The organism is Nonomuraea sp. B19D2 (genome assembly GCF_040137845.1).
Taxonomy (GTDB): domain Bacteria; phylum Actinomycetota; class Actinomycetes; order Streptosporangiales; family Streptosporangiaceae; genus Nonomuraea.
Genome location: NZ_JBEFAK010000003.1, coordinates 337,460 through 353,086 on the forward strand (window position 1 = coordinate 337,460; position 15,627 = coordinate 353,086).

Sequence of the window (15,627 nt, forward strand, 5' to 3'; positions counted from 1 at the left end):
GAAACAGCGAAGATGACCTTTCACGTCGATTCCGAGGTCGGGCGCCTGCGCCAGGTGCTCCTGCACCGGCCGGACCTGGCGCTCAAGCGGCTGACCCCGTCCAACAAGGACGCGTTCCTCTTCGACGACGTGCTGTGGGCCAAGCGCGCGATGGAGGAGCACGAGGAGTTCCAGCGGGTGCTGACCGACCGCGGGGTCAAGGTCCATCTGCTGGCCGACCTGCTCAGGGAGACCGTCGAGATCCCGGAGGCGCGCAAGCACATCATGGACGCGGTCATCGACGAGCGCTGGCTCGGCCCCGGGGCCATCGACGACGTGCGCAACGTCCTCGACAGCATGGACTCGGCGACGCTGCAGCTCTACCTGACCGGCGGCGTCACCAAACGCGAGCTGGTCGAGATGGGCTGCGACCCCGACTCTGTGACCTTCCACACCACCGGCGACCACGACTTCATCCTGCCGCCGCTGCCCAACCACCTCTTCACCCGCGACACGTCCTGCTGGATCTACGACGGCGTGTCGATCAACGCGATGAAGAAGAAGGCCCGCATGCGCGAGACGGTCAACATGGAGGCCGTCTACCTGTACCACCCGACGTTCGCCGACGGCTTCGGCCGGCCCGAGAGGGGCGGCTTCCACTGCTGGATGCCGGGGCAGTCGGTGGCGCCGGCCACCATGGAGGGCGGCGACGTGCTGGTCATCGGCCGGGGCGCGGTGCTGGTCGGCATGAGCGAGCGCACCCAGCCGCAGGCGGTCGAGATGCTGGCGCAGCGGCTGTTCGCCGCCGGCTCGGCGCGGCGGATCGTGGCGCTGGACATGCCGAAGGCGCGGGCGTTCATGCATCTCGACACCGTGATGACGATGCTCGACGTGGGCGTGTTCACCAAGTACGCGGGCCTCGGGATGCTGCCCGCGTACACCATCGAGCCCGGCGAGACGCGCAAGGAGCTCAAGGTCACCGACCACCCGCCCGAGCACATGCACAAGGCCATCGCCCACGCGCTCGACCTGGACGACATCACGGTGCTGACCCCCACACAGGACGTCCGCGCCGCCGAGCGGGAGCAGTGGGACGACGGCTGCAACGGGCTGGCGCTGGAGCCCGGCGTGGTCGTCGCCTACGAGCGCAACACGACCACGAACAACTACCTGCGCGACAACGGCATCGAGGTCATCACGATCAGGGGCAGCGAGCTCGGCAGGGGGCGCGGCGGCCCGCGCTGCATGAGCTGCCCGCTCGAACGCGACGCGGCATGAGGGGGGTAGGCGGATGCGGGTCATCGTCGCACTGGGCGGCAACGCGGTGCTCAAACGCGGTCAGGCGCCGGACGCGGACGTCCAGCAGGCCAACATCCGGGCGGCCGTCAAGACGCTCGCCCGGCTGGCCCTCGAGCACGAGCTGGTCATCACCCACGGGAACGGCCCGCAGGTCGGCCTGCTGGCCGTGGAGAGCGCCGCGGACCCGAGCCTGACCAGGCCGTACCCGTTCGACACGCTCGGCGCGCAGACCCAGGGCATGATCGGCTACTGGATGCAGCAGGCCCTGCAGAACGCGCTGCCCGGCCGGCAGGTGCTGGCCATGGTCACGCAGACGCTGGTGACGGCCGTCGATCCCGCCTTCGAGCACCCGACCAAGTTCATCGGGCAGGTCTACACGCAGGAGGAGGCGGAGAAGCTGGCCGCCGAGTACGGCTGGACGGTCAGGCAGGACGGCTCCCACTGGCGGCGCGTCGTCCCCTCGCCCGTTCCCCGCCGCATCGTCGAGACCCGGCTGATCCGCACGATGATCCGTGAGGGCGTGGTCGTGATCTGCGCGGGCGGCGGCGGCATCCCGGTCGTCCGCGACGAGCGCGGCCGGCTGACCGGCGTGGAGGCGGTCGTCGACAAGGACCTCACCACCTCGATGCTGGCCGAGGCGCTCGATTGCGACGCGTTCCTGAGCCTCACCGACGTGCCGCGCGTCATGCGCGGCTTCGGCACGCCGCACGAGAGCGAGATCGCCCACACCACGCCGCACGAGCTGCGCGCTCTGGAGTTCCCCTCCGGGTCGATGGGGCCGAAGGTGGAGGCGGCCTGCCGGTTCGTGGAGACGACCGGCGACATGGCCGCGATCGGACGGCTCGACCAGGCCGAGCGCATACTCGACGGCTCGGCGGGAACCATCGTGACACCCAACGGCAGGTGGCCGCTGACGAGCACGCTGTAGGGGGTGTCCGGTGACGCTGGCCCGACGGCTCTTCCGAACCAAGCCCACCGAGCGCATCGTCGCGGAGGGCGGCCACGGGGAGGGCGGCGAGCTGCGGCGCACCATGTCGCTGTGGCAGCTGACGCTCTTCAGCGTCGGCGCCACGCTCGGCACCGGCATCTTCGTCATCCTGGGGCAGGCGGTGCCCAAGGCGGGGCCGGCGGTGGTGCTGTCGTTCGTGCTGGCGGCGATCACGGCGCTGTTCTCGGCCCTGTCGTACGCCGAGCTGGCCGGGACGATCCCGGTGTCCGGCTCGTCCTACTCCTACGCGTACGCGACGCTGGGCGAGCTGGTGGCCTGGGTCTGCGGCTGGTGCCTACTGCTGGAGTACGCCGTGTCCGTGGCGGCCGTGGCCGTCGGCTGGGGCGAATACCTGAACGCGTTCCTGCGGGCCCTGTTCGGCTTCACGCTGCCCGAGGCCGTCACCCGCTCCCCCGGCCAGGGCGGCGGCGTGGTCAACGTCACCGCGATCGTCATCGTCCTGCTCGCCACATGGCTGCTGCTGTACGGGGCCTCCGAGAGCGCCACGGCGAACGCGATCTTCGTGGTGATCAAGGTCGTGGTGCTGCTCTTCTTCTGCGCGGTGGCGTTCACGGCCTTCCAGGCCCGCAACTTCGCGCCGTTCGCCCCCATGGGGGTGGCCGGGATCACGGCGGCGGCCTCGCAGGTGTTCTTCTCCTACATCGGCTTCGACGCCGCCTCGACCGCCGGTGAGGAGGCCAGGAACCCCAAGCGCGACCTGCCCCTCGCGATCATCCTGTCACTGGCCGTCGTGACGGCCGTCTACGTGCTCGTGGCCGTGGCGGCCATCGGCGCGATGCCATGGACGGACTTCGACCCGGACAAGACCGAGGCCGGTCTCTCCCACATCGCCGGCCTGGCCGCCGGGGCGTCCTGGCCGGGCCTGATCGTCTCGTTCGGCGCGGTGATCGCCATCGCCAGCGTCGTGCTCACGGTCATCTTCGGCCAGACCCGCATCCTGTTCGCGATGTCCCGCGACGGGCTCATCCCGCGGATCTTCCAGCGGGTCGACATGCGCCACCAGGTCCCCGTCGCCAACACCCTCATCGTCGCCGCGTTCATCTCCGTGCTGGCGGGGCTGGTGCCGCTCGGCCAGCTCGCCGAGGCCACCAGCATCGGCACCCTGTTCGCCTTCGCCATCGTGAACGTCGGCGTGCTCGTCCTGCGCTACCGCAGCCCCGAACTGCCGCGCGGCTTCCGTGCCCCGCTGTTCCCCGCCACGCCGGTGCTCGGCGCGATCTTCTGCGTCATCGTGATGGCGGGCCTGGCCGGGGCCACCTGGATCGCGTTCGGGCTGTGGATGCTCGCGGGTCTGATCTGCTACTTCCTGTACGGCTACGGCCATTCGCGGCTGAATGCCGAGGTGACCTGAATGAAGCTCCACGACGTGCTGGCCGGCTACATGCCGGAGCCCCGGGGCCTGGACGGGCTGGCATTGGCCGTACTGCTCAAGCGGCAGGCGCACGGGCGCCTGACGGTGGCGTTCGTGCAGCCGCCCGCGTGGTCCACGCCCGGGCCGGCCAAGGCCGAGGAGAGCGCGTGGCGGGCGTACCTGATGGAGCAGGCCGACGCGACGCTCTGGCAGGCGCGCCAGTTGGCGGGCGAGGAGGCCGACTACGTGGTTCACACGCACAAAGGCAGCGGGCGCGGGCTGGTGGAGCTGGCGCGCAAGCGCGGCGCCGACGTCGTGGTGATCGGCTCGGCCCCCGGCGGCCGCAAGGGCCGCATCGCCCTGGGCAGCACCGCCGACCAGCTCCTGCACTCGTCCTCCGTCCCCGTGCTGCTCGCTCCCCGCGGCTACGCCGACAAGCCCCCCACCGCCCTCGAACGCCTCACCGTCGCCTACCGCCGCGGCCCCGGCTGCGACGCGGCTGTCAAGGACGCCGCGGCGACGGCCGGGTCCTTGGGCATCCCGCTGCGGCTGGTCACGCTGGTGATCAGCAGCGGCAGGCCCGCCGAGGTCGAGGAGGAGATGCTCATGCGCCTGCGCGACGAGGCGGCCTCGAACCTGCGAGCGGCGGCCCACGGGCGGCCACAGGTGGTGGAGGTGGAGGTGCTGGAGGGCCGCAACGTCGCTCAAGCCCTCGGTACGACCTCGTGGCTCCCCGGCGAGATGATCATATGCGCTTCGAGCGCCACCGGGCCACTCAGGCGGGTCTTCCTCGGCGACACCTCGATCAAGATCGTACGGGCTGCGACCTGTCCTGTCATGATTCTCACACGCGAGAACTGACGAGGCGAAATTCCTCGTCAGACTATGACGAAGTACTGTTACAAATGGGACAGCAGGTGCGTTTGTGGCGTTCTCTACCGGACCGGATTCGGCATCTTTTTTCCAATCAGCTTGACCTTAGGCGTCCACCCCTTTACCGTCACTGTCCGTAACCACACCTCGCGGCGTTCCGGGTTAAACCCGGGGCCACGGCTACCGTTGGTGCCTAGCTCGGCACCAGACCCCCCGGTGGCTAGGGCATACGCCGCAAGGGAGCACAATCTACTGAGAGCGATACATACGAGAGCCGGGGGGCCACACAATGCCGTCTGAGTACGCAAAGTCGCTGGGTGCACGACTGCGCGCCATCCGCACCCAGCAGGGCCTGTCCCTGCACGGGGTCGAGGAGAAGTCGCGCGGCAGGTGGAAAGCCGTAGTCGTGGGCTCCTATGAGCGCGGCGACCGAGCGGTGACCGTGCAGAAGCTTGCCGAGCTTGCCGATTTCTACGGGGTGCCCGTATCCGAGCTGCTGCCGGGCGGTGCCGCGCCCAGCCCGCTCGGTCCGACGCCCAAGCTTGTGATCGACCTGGAGCGCCTGGCGGCGCTGCCCAAGGAGAAGGCGGGGGCATTGGCCCGCTACGCCGCCACGATCCAGAGCCAGCGCGGTGACTACAACGGCAAGGTGCTGTCGATCCGCCAGGAGGACCTGCGCTCCCTGGCCGTGATCTATGACAAGTCGCCGAGCGAGCTGACCGAGGAGCTCATCAGCTGGGGCGTCCTCGACGCCGAGGCGCGCCGCGCCGTCGAGTCGTTCTAGCCGGTCTCGACCCGGAGGCAGGTCGTCCACCCGAGGGCTCGCCGCCGCACCGGCGAGCCCACCGGCTCCTCGCACCGGGGACGGCCTGCCTCGCGTTTCTTCCCGGGCCGAGCTCGGCGCACCGCGCCGTGATCTCCGGCTCCTCGGGGTGTGATGAAGATCACCTTCGCCGCCGGCACGCCTGACCGGCCGCCCCGCGCGCACTCGGCACCCTTTGCCGGTGCCGCACTCCAAGCCCCGGCGCACAGTGGCGTTCCTGTGGGCCGCCATGCCGCTCCGGGCGCCGCATTCCAGGGCAGCGGGCGTCCACGAGGCGCGTCCCTGACACAGGCCGTTCAAGGCGAGTGCTCGGCTCAGACGCGGGCAAGCCTTCGCGGGCGGTCCGCGTTCGGCTCCCGAGCCGACGCGACGGAAGCACGCGCGGCCCAGGCCGAGGACCGCCGCACCGGGCCGGCGAGCCGCGTCCCTGAGCGTGACAGGCAGGGGCTCAGCCCGCCAGAGGGACGTCCACCGGGAGCTGGGGCTGGGAGGGAACGCCCAGGAGGTCTTCCACTGTGGAGACGAAGGTCTCGGCCTCGGCCAGAAGCTCGTCGGCGTCGGCCGCGCTGACCTTGCTGACCATGCCCGCCTCGGCGGCGGCGCGCTTGGCGGCGCTCACCGAGAAGTAGGCCGCCCACTCGGCCAGGTGCGGCTCGGCCTCTGGCAGCAGGTCCCAGGCGCTGCGCAGGCGGCGCCTGCGGCCCTCCATGGGACGGGGACGGGCGGCCAGCATCGCCGCCGCCGCGCGAAGGGCTGCCAGGTGGGCCGCCACATATCGGGATGCCGGAGTGCGGGCGCCGGCCGCCTCCGCCAGGCAGGAACGTGAATCGGTCAAGTGTGCCCGAACCGCAGGCGACAGCCGGGGCCCGGGCGTGTCTCTAGGCCGTGGTGCCATCTTGCGCGCCTCCTTGGAGTCGTGGGCGGCTGCCGGCGTCCAGCCGGTGGAGCCAACACTCGCAGACCCCACTGACATTTCCGCCGGGCTGGCCGGACGAGGAGCTTCCCCTCTCCCCGTCCGGCCAGGACACGCCCACTCGTCTCCGCCGACGACGAGGACGCGCCCTTCGCCCGTGGAGCCTGGCCGCGGGTATCGCTTGGGGAAGCGAACGGCCCGCGACCAGGTCCTTGTGACGCTGAGCCGCGAGCCTCACCGTCACTAGGTCGAACATAATTTCGATCACGCTCGGTGTCAACCGATTCCACGAACACAGGTTCGACGTGTCGCGGCCCGCAGGAAGAAAAAGGCCGTCGCGCCGTTCTGGCGCGTCAGACGCAGGTCAGGCGATGGAGATGGCCCCCGACGGGCACAAGGTCACGGCGCGGCGGACGCCGTCCTCGAGTTTCTCCGGCGGCACCTTCTGCAGGAGCACCACCGTGCCCTCGTCCTCGCTCTGGTCGAACACCTCCGGCACGGTCAGCGCGCACATGCCCGCGCCGATGCACACCGTCGTATCTGCCTTGATTTCCATGGTGACCTACCAAGTGACTGGGAGCCGGTGCACGCCATAGATGCCCATATCGGAGCGCATCGGCACCTCCTCGGGTTTTACCGCCAAGCGTAGACCTGGGAAGCGGCGCAGCAGGGCGGGGTACGCGATGCGCATCTCGGCGCGCGCCAGCTGCTGTCCCAGGCACTGGTGGATGCCGTGGCCGAAGGCCAGGTGCCCGCCCGCGGGCCTGGTGACGTCGAACTGCTCCCCGTTGGGGAAGCGGGCCGGGTCGCGGTTGACGGCGGGCAGGTGGAGGGCGACGGTCTCGCCCGCCTTGATGAGGTTGCCCTCGATCTCGACGTCCTCCAGCGCGGTACGGGTCGGTCCGACGTGGATGATCGTGAGGTAGCGCAGCAGTTCCTCGACGCCGTTGTCCACCACCGACGGGTCGTCGCGCATGGCGGCGAGCTGGGCGGGGTTCGTGAGCAGCGCGTACGTCCCGAGCCCCAGCATGTTGGCGGTCGTCTCGTGCCCGGCCACCAGCAGCAGGAACGAGATCCCGGTGAGCTCCTCGTCGTTCAGCTCCCCGCCCTCGACGAGCCCGCTGAGCAGGTCGTCGCCCGGTTCCTCGCGCTTGCGCTGGATCAGCCCGTTCATGTACGCCAAGAGCCGGTCGATCGCCGCGATCGCCTCCTCGGCCTTGGTCTCCAGGCTGAGCATGAGCCTGGACTCCTCCTGGAACTGCGCGCGGCCCTCGTACGGCACCCCGAGCAGCTCGCAGATCACCAGCGACGGGATCGGCAGCGCGAACGTCTGCACGAGGTCCACGGGACCGCCGGCGGCGGCCATGTCGTCCAGGCAGGCGTTGGCGATCTCCTCGATCCTGGACTCGAGCGTCTTCATCCTGCGCACGGTGAACTGCCCGGTGAGCAGCTTGCGGTAGCGCGTGTGTTCGGGCGGGTCCATCCGCAGGAAGACGCCGGCCGGCATCTTCCCCTTCCGCTGCATCTTCGCCCGTTCCATCTGGCTTGGGAGCGGCGGATGCGAGAGATCTTGACGGTGGCTGAAGCGCGGGTGCGCCAGGATGGCGCGGGCCGCCGAGTAGCGGGTCACCAGCCACCCGCGGTGGCCGTCGGGGTACGTCATGCGGTGCATGGCCCCCTGTTGTCGCAGTTCAGTGGCTTCGTCGGGCGGGTCGAGCGGGCGCCGGCGGGCCATGGGAAACGTGACGTCGGACATGCTGCGGCTCCTTTCCGAGTGCGATCCCATAAAACCCCGCTCACTGCAAAATTTCAATCCATGCAAATAGTCAACGCTTGCAGTACAGTTCTGGACATGATGGAAAGCGGTGGCGTGGGACTGCGGGAGCGCAAGAAGCAGCGCACGCGCCGGGCACTGGTCGAGGCCGCGCTCCGGCTGTTCGACGAGAAGGGCTACGAGGAGACCACGCTCGCGGAGATCGCCGCGGCGGCCGACGTGTCGACGCGCACGTTCTTCAGCTACTTCGCCAGTAAGGAGGACGTGGTCTTCTACGACTCCAAGGGCCGGATGGAGCAGGCGGTCGCCGTGCTGGCCGACAGGCAGCCGGACGAGTCACCGGCCGACGTGCTGCGCAGGATCGTGGACGAGAGCCTGGAGTGGCTGACCACGTACGAGGAGTTCACGTTCGAGGACGCGGGGCTGCGGCTGCGGCTCGTCCTGAAGGAGCCCGCGCTGCAGGCGCGGGCGCTGATGATGCTGTTCGAGAACCAGGCCAGGCTGGCACGGGCGCTGCACGCGGCATACCCGGACAAGCTGGACCCGGTTGAGGCGGCCGCCGCGGTGGGGGCGGTGTTCGGCGCAGTCAAACTGGCCATCCTCACGAACATGGACACCGACCGGTCCATAGAGGAGATGTGGGCCACGGCGCGGCGCGCGGCCGAGATCACGCTGTCCGGTCTGTGCTCGCTCGGTTAGCCCCGGGGCGGCGCCGTCTGGGAAGCTGTCCGGAGCGAAGGAGGGAGCCGGATGGCGGGCAGAAGGTGGCCGGTCGCTCTCGGCCTGCTGGTGCTTGGGCCGGTCCTGGCGGCGGCGTACGCGGGCGTCAACCTCGTGGCCATCAAGGCGGCCGTGCAGGCGCAGGTCACGGGCCCCAAGTGGGCGGGCGGGCGGCTCGGTCCCGACGGGATGACGGCGCTGGGCGCGGACACCTGGCAGCTGGTCTGGTGGACCGCGCTGCTCGCGGGCGTCCTGGGCGTGGCCTACGCCGTCATCGGCGTGCTCCTGCGGCGGCGCGGCCGGGGCCGCACCATCCTGTTCGTGCTGTCGGGCGTCCTGATCGTGCCGTACGTCCTGGCGGTCGTCGTCGCCCTGCTCAACCCCGTCAGGTTGATGGCGAAGCTCTACAACTCCCCCGACTTCGCCGGCGGCCTTCCCGCCTGGCAGGCGGGCACGGTCCTGATCCTGGTGGCGGCCGGGCTGGCACAGGCCGCCGGGCTGTCCCTGGCCGCCGCCGAGGGCAGGCGGGCGGCCGGGGCTCTACATGAAGCTCAGCCCTGAAGCCCTGACTTCACCGTCGCGACGATCACGTCCCGCACCGGCCTGGGCGGGTCCACGAACGCGGGCAGGTCGCCGCGCCGGGCTTCGAGCTGGCCCGCGTTGATGTTGGAGAGCGTCGAGACGGTGTGCCCCACCTGGTACGGCTCCATCGACGCGAGCAGCGGCCGCACCTCGCCCAGGGGGGACGTTCGGTACTCGACGGGCCGCCCGAGCACCTCGGCGAGCACGTCCGCGAGGTCGTGCCCGCCGACCGCGCTCACGCCTTCCAGCTCGTACGTCCTGCCGGCGTGACGGCGAGGGCCGCCCGCGGACAGGTCGTGCCACGCCTCGGCCGCGACGCGCACGGCGACGGCCGCCAGGTCGTCCCTGGCCACGACCGGCACCCGCCCGTCCCCGAGCGGCGCCGCGAACACCCCTGCGTGGGCTGCCCCCGCGGCCCCGGCGAGCGCCAGCCCCGCCGCGAGCTCGGCATACAGGCCGTTACGCAGCACGGTCACGTCGAAGGGTGCCTCGGCCAGCCGCGCCTCGGTCCACCGGTGCGCCAGGGCATACGTGAGCCGCTCGCCGGACCCGGCCAGGCTCGTGTAGATCACGTGCTTGACGCCCGAGGCGGCGGCCGCCCGCACCACCGCGCCGTGCCGGGCCAGGACGACGTCGTCCTCGGCGTACCCGGCCGACACGAACACCAGCACGTCCACGCCCGCGAACGCCCCCTCCAGCGTCTGCGGCCGGTCGAAGTCGGCCCGGCGAAGTGTCGTGCCATTTCCCGAACTGCTGGCCCCGGCCACCTCCAGCCCTGCCACGGCCCGCAGCCCGTCGAAGATCGAACCGCCCAGCGCCCCGGACACGCCCGTAACAAGGATCATCAGACACCCCTAATGTGGATCTGCCACGTGAACAGCCCCAGCATGGGCGCAGGCCGGCACCCGGCATAAGGAGGCACTCTCATGTCAGTCGCGCACACGGAGGTAACCTCCCAGGCCGAGGGCCCGTGCGGGAACGACGACTGCGGGATCCGCGACGTGCTCGACCGCATCGGCGACAAGTGGACGGTGCTGGTGATGGTGGAGCTGGTCAAGGGGGTGCGGCGGTTCAGGGAGCTGCAGCGGGCGGTTCCCGGCATCTCGCAACGGATGCTGACGTTGACCACGCGGCGGCTGTGCCGTGACGGACTGGTCGAGCGGACCGCGTACGCGACGATCCCGCCGCAGGTCGAATACCGGCTGACGCCGATGGGCCGCAGCCTGGCGGAGGCCATCGAGCGGCTGGCCGACTGGTCGCGCGAGCACAAGGCCGCCATCGAGGACGCCCGCGAGCAGTGGGACGCCGCCCAGTAGGGCTTACCGGCAGTGCCTGCTCGACCAGGTCGTCCAGCCCATCTGGGCGCAGCCCCGGCCGGTCGCGGCCCAGCCCGGCGGCGGTGCCGCCCCATACGGGACGACGGCGGTGCAGGCGCCCTCCGGGGGCCGCCCGTCGTAGAGCTCGATCTCGGTCCACGACACCCGGTACGCCAGCGGCACCCACAGGTTCCACCGCACTCGCCGGTCCACCGCCACCCGCCCCGGGGGCGGCGCGGGCAGCCAGTCCGCACCGGACGGGCGCGCGGGCGCCTGTTCGGCGGTGAACGCGATGTCGATCAGCGCCAGCACACCTGCCACCAGCAGCCGGGCGCGGCCGGTGGTGAGGAAGGCGGCCCCGGTCAGGCAGGCCAGCATGGTCAGGGCGGGCACGGAGGCGGAGAGAAGGTCCAGCGAGTCGCGCACGCCGGTGAGGAAGATCACCTCGGGGAAGTCGAACGCGACGAAGTTGTAGCGCTCCAGGCGGTCCCCCGCGTACCAGGCGGCCGCTCCGCCGGTCACCGCCGTCAGCCCGGCGGCGGACAGCGCGTGCCGCACGACGGCCAGGCGCCCGCCCTTCAGCAGCACGACCAGCCCGGCCAGGGTCCAGGCCACCGCGACGCAGGCCAGGTAACGGCCGTAGACGTAGTTGCCGACGCGGTGCTCGTCCGGCAGGGCGGCCGAGGAGGCGTACGCGATGGCCAGGGTCGCGAGCAGCAGCGCGCCGGCCAGGACGCGGTGCGGGAGCGGCGCGGGCCGCCGCCCGGGTACAACGCGGCGGCCAGTGCCCCGTTGAGCGCCTTGCCCGCCGCCGCCACCACGCCCGCGCTCACCAGCGCGGCGACCGCCGGCATCAGCGCCTTCCGGCGTGACGGCGCCAAGCCCCGGCGGAACGACACCACCACCGTGATCAGCACGCACACCGCCAGGACGACCGTCCCCCGCAGGTGCGCCGCCATCGCGAACGCCGACAGCGCGCCCGCCGCCGCCCCGGCCCGCACCGACCCGTACGCGACCAGGTCGTGCACCGCGACCAGCCAGGCCAGCACCAGCGCGGGCAGGATCGCATCGGTCAGCGCCAGCCCGGAGAACACCAGCAGCGCCGGCGACAACCCCGCCACGAACGCCGAGATCAGCGCCGCCCGCCCGCCCAGGCCCATCCGCCGCAGCAGCAGGTAACCGAGCGGGTAGGCGGTCGCCGCCGCCGTCGACCCCACCACGACCACCAGGCGGTACGCCAGGACCGGGTCGGAGGTGAGCCAGAAGATCGGAACCAGCAGCACCGGGTACGCGCCCTGGTAGAAGGTCGAGCCGGTCAGGTCGCCGCCCGGCCCGCCCGCCAGCCAGCGGGCCGCGAGGAGGTACCCGGTCTCGTCCGGGTTGGCCACCGGTCCGGTGTGGTACCGGTACAACCACAGCCGCAGCCCCACGTGCGCGACCCACCCGGCCGCCAGCACCCACCACAGCCGGGACCGCCCCTCGCGCCGCCCGGCCACGCGTGCGGGCGCGGGCGCCATGAACGTCGTCGTCATGAACTCCCTCCAAGAAGGTCAGGAGGGAGTCCAGCAAAGGGCCCATAACGGCCCCGTCACGGTATTTGGTTATGCGCGCGTTATGCCGCCAGAGCCCCCGTCACGCATGGCCGGGCGTGACGGGGAACGCAGAGGGCTCCGGCCCGCCTCAGGCGCGCCGGAACTTGCCCCGGACGTGCACAGGCACGCCCTTGCCCAGCATCCCGGGCAGGACCCCGGCCACGTTCATCGGCATGCGCACGCACCCGTGCGAAGCCGGATACAGCGGCACCGACAGCGCCCCGTGGAAGGCGATGCCGCCGTTGAAGAAGATCGGGTTGTAGAGCTGGCCCAGGTACGACCGGTGCCACCCGCGAGCGCGCCACGTCGTCTTGTAGTCGCCCGTCGGCGTCCTGGCCGAGCCGCAGAACCGCTGCCGCTTGCCCTGCCAGTTGGCGGTCTCGCAGTAGGGGACGCCGCTGCCCGAGGAGATGTGGGTGATCAGCTTCACCTGGCCGCCGACGTACAGGACCATGATCTGCTTGGTCAGGTTGACCTCGGCCCGCGTCGGCTTGCCGTTCCTGACCAGGACCTTGGGGGACTTCGGGGCCTCAAGGGCGTCCCACGTGCGCTTGGCGACGGTGCTGGACGGCTTGATGCCGTTCACCTTCTGGAACGCCCACACGGCCGCCAGCGTCGACCCGCCGTACCGGCCGTCGGCCTTGCCGGGGCGGTAGCCGAGCTGGGCCAGGCGGCTCTGCAACCAGCGGACGACCTTGCCCTTGGAGCCGAGCTTGAGCGTCTTGCGCGGCGCGACGACCGTGGCGGTGGGGCCGGATTGTGCGCCCGCCGCGAAATGCGTGACGACCGGGGGCACCGCTGTCAAGGCCGGTGACGCCGCCGTCGAATGTCGCGGCGCCTGAGTACCGCAGCCCGAGAGTGCGACGGCGCCAGCCGTCAGAAGAGCAGCCACCCCGGGCAGCCGTCGAGCCCCCACTCGTACCACCTCTCATATCATTATTGAACAGATCAGAGGACCCTACACCACTCACCATGAACCGGTAATGAGCCGGTCAACTGTTTAGAGTGTCTCCATGTCTGAGAAGTTGCCGCCGAATGCCGTCGTCGTTCAATCCGCGCTGCGTGAGCTGGGAGCGGGCGGCGAGATCGTCGTACTGCCCGAGAAGGCCCCCACGGCCGCGACCGCCGCGGCCCAGCTCGGGTGCGAGGTCGGGGCCATCGCCAACAGCCTGATCTTCGACGCGGACGGCGCGCCGCTGCTGGTGCTGACCAGCGGGGCGCACCGCGTGGACGTGGAGCTGATCGCCCGCACGGCGGGGGTGGGGAAGGTACGGCGTGCGACGCCGGAGTTCGTCAGGGCGGCGACCGGCCAGCCCATCGGCGGCGTGGCCCCGGTCGGGCACCCGGCGCCCGTGCGGACCCTGGTGGACAACTGGCTCAGCAAGCACGAGGTGGTGTGGGCGGCAGGAGGGCACCCGCTGACCGTGTTCCCGACGACGTTTGACGAGCTCGTGCGGATCACCGGGGGCACAGCGGTGGACGTCGAGTAGTGTGCGACGGGTGATCGAGTTTCGCGGGGCGGGTCCGGCCGAGTTCACGGAGCAGCTGGAGACGGTGATCGACATTTACACGGCTGCCATGAACCCGCCCGCGGACCAAATCAACGGCCGCAAGACCATCATGCGAAATCACGCGACATATCCCCATTTTCAGTGTTATTTCGCAGAATTGCGGGATTCGTCCGTTTCTAGCCCGCGCACCGTCGGCTTCGCGTACGGCTTCCGCGGCGCGCCCGGGCAGTGGTGGCACGATGTGGTGCTCCGGGCCCTGGCCGACCGTCTCGGCCGGGAGGCCGCCAACGCCTGGCTGGGCTACGCGTTCGAACTGGCCGAGATCCACGTCCACCCGGACTACCAGGGCAAGGGCATCGGCCGTGCCATGATCCGCACGCTCTGCGCCGGCCGCCCCGAGCGCTCGGCCGTGCTGTCCACCCACGACCAGCCCACCGCCGCCCGCAGCCTCTACGCCAGCATGGGCTTCACGGACCTCCTCACGAGGTTCGTGTTCCCTGGCGGCCACGAGGACTACGCCATCATGGGCCGCCCCCTGCCCTTGACCTGACCGCACCCCGCTGAGGAAGGCGTGACTGCTGGGTTTGTTTGGGCATGGGTTGGGGCACCATCCATTACGTAAGGTATCCGTCCCTTTACCCACCGTCTACTGTCCCCTGCCCGTCACCCGCCCGGTCCCCCTGCGGACGGGTGGCGGGCCACCCCACCCTCAGTGCGACGGTGCGACCCATCCGACGCGCCCCACCCAGCGCGCGGACCACCCCGCCGCCCAGCCTCCCGCCATGCGGGTCCCCTCCGGCGCTGGTGCGGCGGGACGGTGGCCGCGAAACGCGGCGCAACGATGTGCGGCGGGACGGCCGCGAAAGGAAGCGCTCAGCCACCGTACGGCGGCCGCGTCGAGCGGTCGCCGCCGTCACCCTCAAGCGGAAAGAGCCACCCGCTCGAGGCGCTGGAAGACTTCACGCGAGGCGCTGGAGCGGTTGAACGTGATGAAGTGGATGCCCGGCGCGCCCTCGTCGAGCAGCCGCTGGCACAGCTCGGCCCCGTGGTCGATGCCGAGCCGCCGCACCGCCGCCGGGTCGTCCGCGACCGCCTCGAAGCGGGCCGCCACCTCCGGCGGGAACGGCGCCCCCGACAGCTGCTCCGACCGCGCGATGGTGCTCATCTGCGTCACCGGCATGATGCACGGGATGATCGGCGTCTCGCACCCCCTGGCCGCGACCCGGTCGCGCAGCCGCAGGTAGTCCTCCGCCCGGAAGAACATCTGCGTGATCGCGTAGTCGGCCCCCGCCTGGCACTTGCGCACGAAGTATTCGGTGTCGGACTCGATGGACGGCGAGCGCGGGTGCTTGTACGGGAAGGCGGCGACGCCGACGCAGAAGTCGCCCGCCTGCCTGATCAGCCGCACCAGCTCCTCGGCGTAGATCACGCCGTCAGGGTGCTGCACCCACTCGGCCGACGGGTCGCCAGGGGGGTCCCCGCGCACGGCCAGGATGTTGCGCACCCCGGCGTCGGCGAAGCGCCCCACCAGGTGGCGCAGCTCGCGGATCGAATGGTTGACCGCGGTGAAGTGCGCCACGGGCGTGAGCGTCGTGTCGTGGGCGATCCGCTCGACGATGCCGACCGTGCGGTCACGCGTGGAGCCGCCCGCGCCGTACGTCACCGACACGAACGTCGGCCGCAGCGACTCCAGCTCCCTGATCGCCTTCCAGAGCTGCCGCGCTCCCTCGTCGGTCTTCGGCGGGAAGAACTCGAAGGAGAACGACCGGCCACCGGCGGCGAGCAGGTCGCGGACGGTGGGAACACGATCGGGCCGGATGGAGGGTCGACCAAGCGCCATGCCCCAAGGTTACAGGGCACCTCGCCGCCGAAAGGTCATGGACGC

At 70.9% G+C, this 15,627-nt stretch carries 18 protein-coding genes; 10 read left to right on the forward strand and 8 right to left on the reverse strand.

Going from position 1 to position 15,627, the window contains the following annotated elements; translation table 11 throughout:
• Nucleotides 1-12 precede the first annotated feature (12 nt).
• From ABN273_RS08155 to bldD, 5 genes are all read left to right on the forward strand, one after another.
• Nucleotides 13-1,257 (forward strand): arginine deiminase, encoded by a 1,245-nt coding sequence (locus ABN273_RS08155; protein WP_349448029.1) that lies wholly within the window; start codon nt 13-15, stop codon nt 1,255-1,257.
• A 13-nt stretch (nt 1,258-1,270) separates the two neighbouring features.
• A complete protein-coding gene (gene arcC, locus ABN273_RS08160; protein ID WP_349448030.1) occupies nt 1,271-2,206 on the forward strand; it encodes a carbamate kinase in 936 nt (311 codons plus the stop codon).
• A gap of 10 nt (nt 2,207-2,216) precedes the next feature.
• The gene (locus ABN273_RS08165; RefSeq protein WP_349448031.1) at nt 2,217-3,638 is read left to right on the forward strand and encodes an amino acid permease; all 1,422 of its coding nucleotides are present in this window, start codon (nt 2,217-2,219) and stop codon (nt 3,636-3,638) included.
• The gene (locus ABN273_RS08170; RefSeq protein ID WP_349448032.1) at nt 3,639-4,499 is read left to right on the forward strand and encodes a universal stress protein; all 861 of its coding nucleotides are present in this window, start codon (nt 3,639-3,641) and stop codon (nt 4,497-4,499) included.
• A gap of 301 nt (nt 4,500-4,800) precedes the next feature.
• The gene (bldD, locus tag ABN273_RS08175) at nt 4,801-5,295 is read left to right on the forward strand and encodes a transcriptional regulator BldD (protein ID WP_055503136.1); all 495 of its coding nucleotides are present in this window, start codon (nt 4,801-4,803) and stop codon (nt 5,293-5,295) included.
• Between the two features lie 487 nt (nt 5,296-5,782).
• On the opposite strand, the gene ABN273_RS08180 is transcribed toward bldD, so the two are convergent.
• The 3 genes from ABN273_RS08180 to ABN273_RS08190 all read right to left on the reverse strand — a co-directional run bounded on the left by ABN273_RS08180 (nt 5,783) and on the right by ABN273_RS08190 (nt 8,003).
• Nucleotides 5,783-6,169 (reverse strand): SAV_6107 family HEPN domain-containing protein, encoded by a 387-nt coding sequence (locus ABN273_RS08180; RefSeq protein WP_349448033.1) that lies wholly within the window; start codon nt 6,167-6,169, stop codon nt 5,783-5,785.
• Nucleotides 6,170-6,611: 442 nt separating this feature from the next.
• The gene (locus ABN273_RS08185) at nt 6,612-6,803 is read right to left on the reverse strand and encodes a ferredoxin (protein ID WP_349448034.1); all 192 of its coding nucleotides are present in this window, start codon (nt 6,801-6,803) and stop codon (nt 6,612-6,614) included.
• A gap of 6 nt (nt 6,804-6,809) precedes the next feature.
• Nucleotides 6,810-8,003: a cytochrome P450 gene (locus ABN273_RS08190; protein ID WP_349448035.1), complete on the reverse strand. Its 1,194-nt coding sequence runs from the start codon at nt 8,001-8,003 to the stop codon at nt 6,810-6,812.
• Nucleotides 8,004-8,099: 96 nt separating this feature from the next.
• Here ABN273_RS08190 and ABN273_RS08195 point away from each other — a divergent pair, with 96 nt between their 5' ends.
• Entirely contained in the window at nt 8,100-8,720 is a 621-nt protein-coding gene (locus ABN273_RS08195) for a TetR/AcrR family transcriptional regulator (protein WP_349448036.1), read from the forward strand.
• A gap of 51 nt (nt 8,721-8,771) precedes the next feature.
• Nucleotides 8,772-9,302, forward strand: coding sequence for a hypothetical protein (locus tag ABN273_RS08200; RefSeq protein ID WP_349448037.1), 531 nt, complete (start codon nt 8,772-8,774; stop codon nt 9,300-9,302).
• Here the strand turns inward: ABN273_RS08200 and ABN273_RS08205 are convergent.
• Nucleotides 9,293-10,168 (reverse strand): NAD(P)H-binding protein, encoded by an 876-nt coding sequence (locus ABN273_RS08205; protein WP_349448038.1) that lies wholly within the window; start codon nt 10,166-10,168, stop codon nt 9,293-9,295. The genes ABN273_RS08200 and ABN273_RS08205 overlap by 10 nt on opposite strands.
• A gap of 81 nt (nt 10,169-10,249) precedes the next feature.
• On the opposite strand from ABN273_RS08205, the gene ABN273_RS08210 reads away from it, so the two are divergent.
• Nucleotides 10,250-10,639 (forward strand): winged helix-turn-helix transcriptional regulator, encoded by a 390-nt coding sequence (locus ABN273_RS08210; protein WP_349448039.1) that lies wholly within the window; start codon nt 10,250-10,252, stop codon nt 10,637-10,639.
• A gap of 3 nt (nt 10,640-10,642) precedes the next feature.
• Here the strand turns inward: ABN273_RS08210 and ABN273_RS08215 are convergent, their stop codons facing one another.
• The 3 genes from ABN273_RS08215 to ABN273_RS08225 form a co-directional block, all read right to left on the reverse strand.
• The gene (locus ABN273_RS08215; RefSeq protein WP_349448040.1) at nt 10,643-11,254 is read right to left on the reverse strand and encodes a hypothetical protein; all 612 of its coding nucleotides are present in this window, start codon (nt 11,252-11,254) and stop codon (nt 10,643-10,645) included.
• Entirely contained in the window at nt 11,218-12,171 is a 954-nt protein-coding gene (locus tag ABN273_RS08220; protein WP_349448041.1) for a glycosyltransferase family protein, read from the reverse strand. The genes ABN273_RS08215 and ABN273_RS08220 overlap by 37 nt, the downstream gene beginning before the upstream one ends.
• Before the next feature lie 148 nt (nt 12,172-12,319).
• Nucleotides 12,320-13,027, reverse strand: a complete 708-nt coding sequence (locus tag ABN273_RS08225) for a L,D-transpeptidase family protein (RefSeq protein WP_349448260.1) — start codon at nt 13,025-13,027, stop codon at nt 12,320-12,322.
• Nucleotides 13,028-13,244: 217 nt separating this feature from the next.
• On the opposite strand from ABN273_RS08225, the gene ABN273_RS08230 reads away from it, so the two are divergent.
• Entirely contained in the window at nt 13,245-13,721 is a 477-nt protein-coding gene (locus ABN273_RS08230; RefSeq protein WP_349448042.1) for a YbaK/EbsC family protein, read from the forward strand.
• 10 nt (nt 13,722-13,731) lie between these two features.
• Nucleotides 13,732-14,292, forward strand: a complete 561-nt coding sequence (locus ABN273_RS08235) for a GNAT family N-acetyltransferase (protein WP_349448043.1) — start codon at nt 13,732-13,734, stop codon at nt 14,290-14,292.
• A gap of 369 nt (nt 14,293-14,661) precedes the next feature.
• Here ABN273_RS08235 and metF read toward each other — a convergent pair whose 3' ends face one another.
• Nucleotides 14,662-15,582 (reverse strand): methylenetetrahydrofolate reductase [NAD(P)H], encoded by a 921-nt coding sequence (gene metF / locus ABN273_RS08240; RefSeq protein ID WP_349448044.1) that lies wholly within the window; start codon nt 15,580-15,582, stop codon nt 14,662-14,664.
• Between the last annotated feature and the right edge of the window lie 45 nt (nt 15,583-15,627).

Excerpts from the sequence above, each read along its gene's own strand:
- ABN273_RS08155 (WP_349448029.1), top strand. The coding sequence starts at position 13 with ATGACCTTTCACGTCGATTCCGAGGTCGGGCGCCTGCGCCAGGTGCTC.
- arcC (WP_349448030.1), top strand. The coding sequence starts at position 1,271 with ATGCGGGTCATCGTCGCACTGGGCGGCAACGCGGTGCTCAAACGCGGT.
- ABN273_RS08170 (WP_349448032.1), top strand. The coding sequence starts at position 3,639 with ATGAAGCTCCACGACGTGCTGGCCGGCTACATGCCGGAGCCCCGGGGC.
- bldD (WP_055503136.1), top strand. The coding sequence starts at position 4,801 with ATGCCGTCTGAGTACGCAAAGTCGCTGGGTGCACGACTGCGCGCCATC.
- ABN273_RS08185 (WP_349448034.1), bottom strand. The coding sequence starts at position 6,803 with ATGGAAATCAAGGCAGATACGACGGTGTGCATCGGCGCGGGCATGTGC.
- ABN273_RS08190 (WP_349448035.1), bottom strand. The coding sequence starts at position 8,003 with ATGTCCGACGTCACGTTTCCCATGGCCCGCCGGCGCCCGCTCGACCCG.
- ABN273_RS08195 (WP_349448036.1), top strand. The coding sequence starts at position 8,100 with ATGATGGAAAGCGGTGGCGTGGGACTGCGGGAGCGCAAGAAGCAGCGC.
- ABN273_RS08200 (WP_349448037.1), top strand. The coding sequence starts at position 8,772 with ATGGCGGGCAGAAGGTGGCCGGTCGCTCTCGGCCTGCTGGTGCTTGGG.
- ABN273_RS08205 (WP_349448038.1), bottom strand. The coding sequence starts at position 10,168 with ATGATCCTTGTTACGGGCGTGTCCGGGGCGCTGGGCGGTTCGATCTTC.
- ABN273_RS08210 (WP_349448039.1), top strand. The coding sequence starts at position 10,250 with ATGTCAGTCGCGCACACGGAGGTAACCTCCCAGGCCGAGGGCCCGTGC.
- ABN273_RS08220 (WP_349448041.1), bottom strand. The coding sequence starts at position 12,171 with ATGACGACGACGTTCATGGCGCCCGCGCCCGCACGCGTGGCCGGGCGG.
- ABN273_RS08230 (WP_349448042.1), top strand. The coding sequence starts at position 13,245 with ATGTCTGAGAAGTTGCCGCCGAATGCCGTCGTCGTTCAATCCGCGCTG.
- metF (WP_349448044.1), bottom strand. The coding sequence starts at position 15,582 with ATGGCGCTTGGTCGACCCTCCATCCGGCCCGATCGTGTTCCCACCGTC.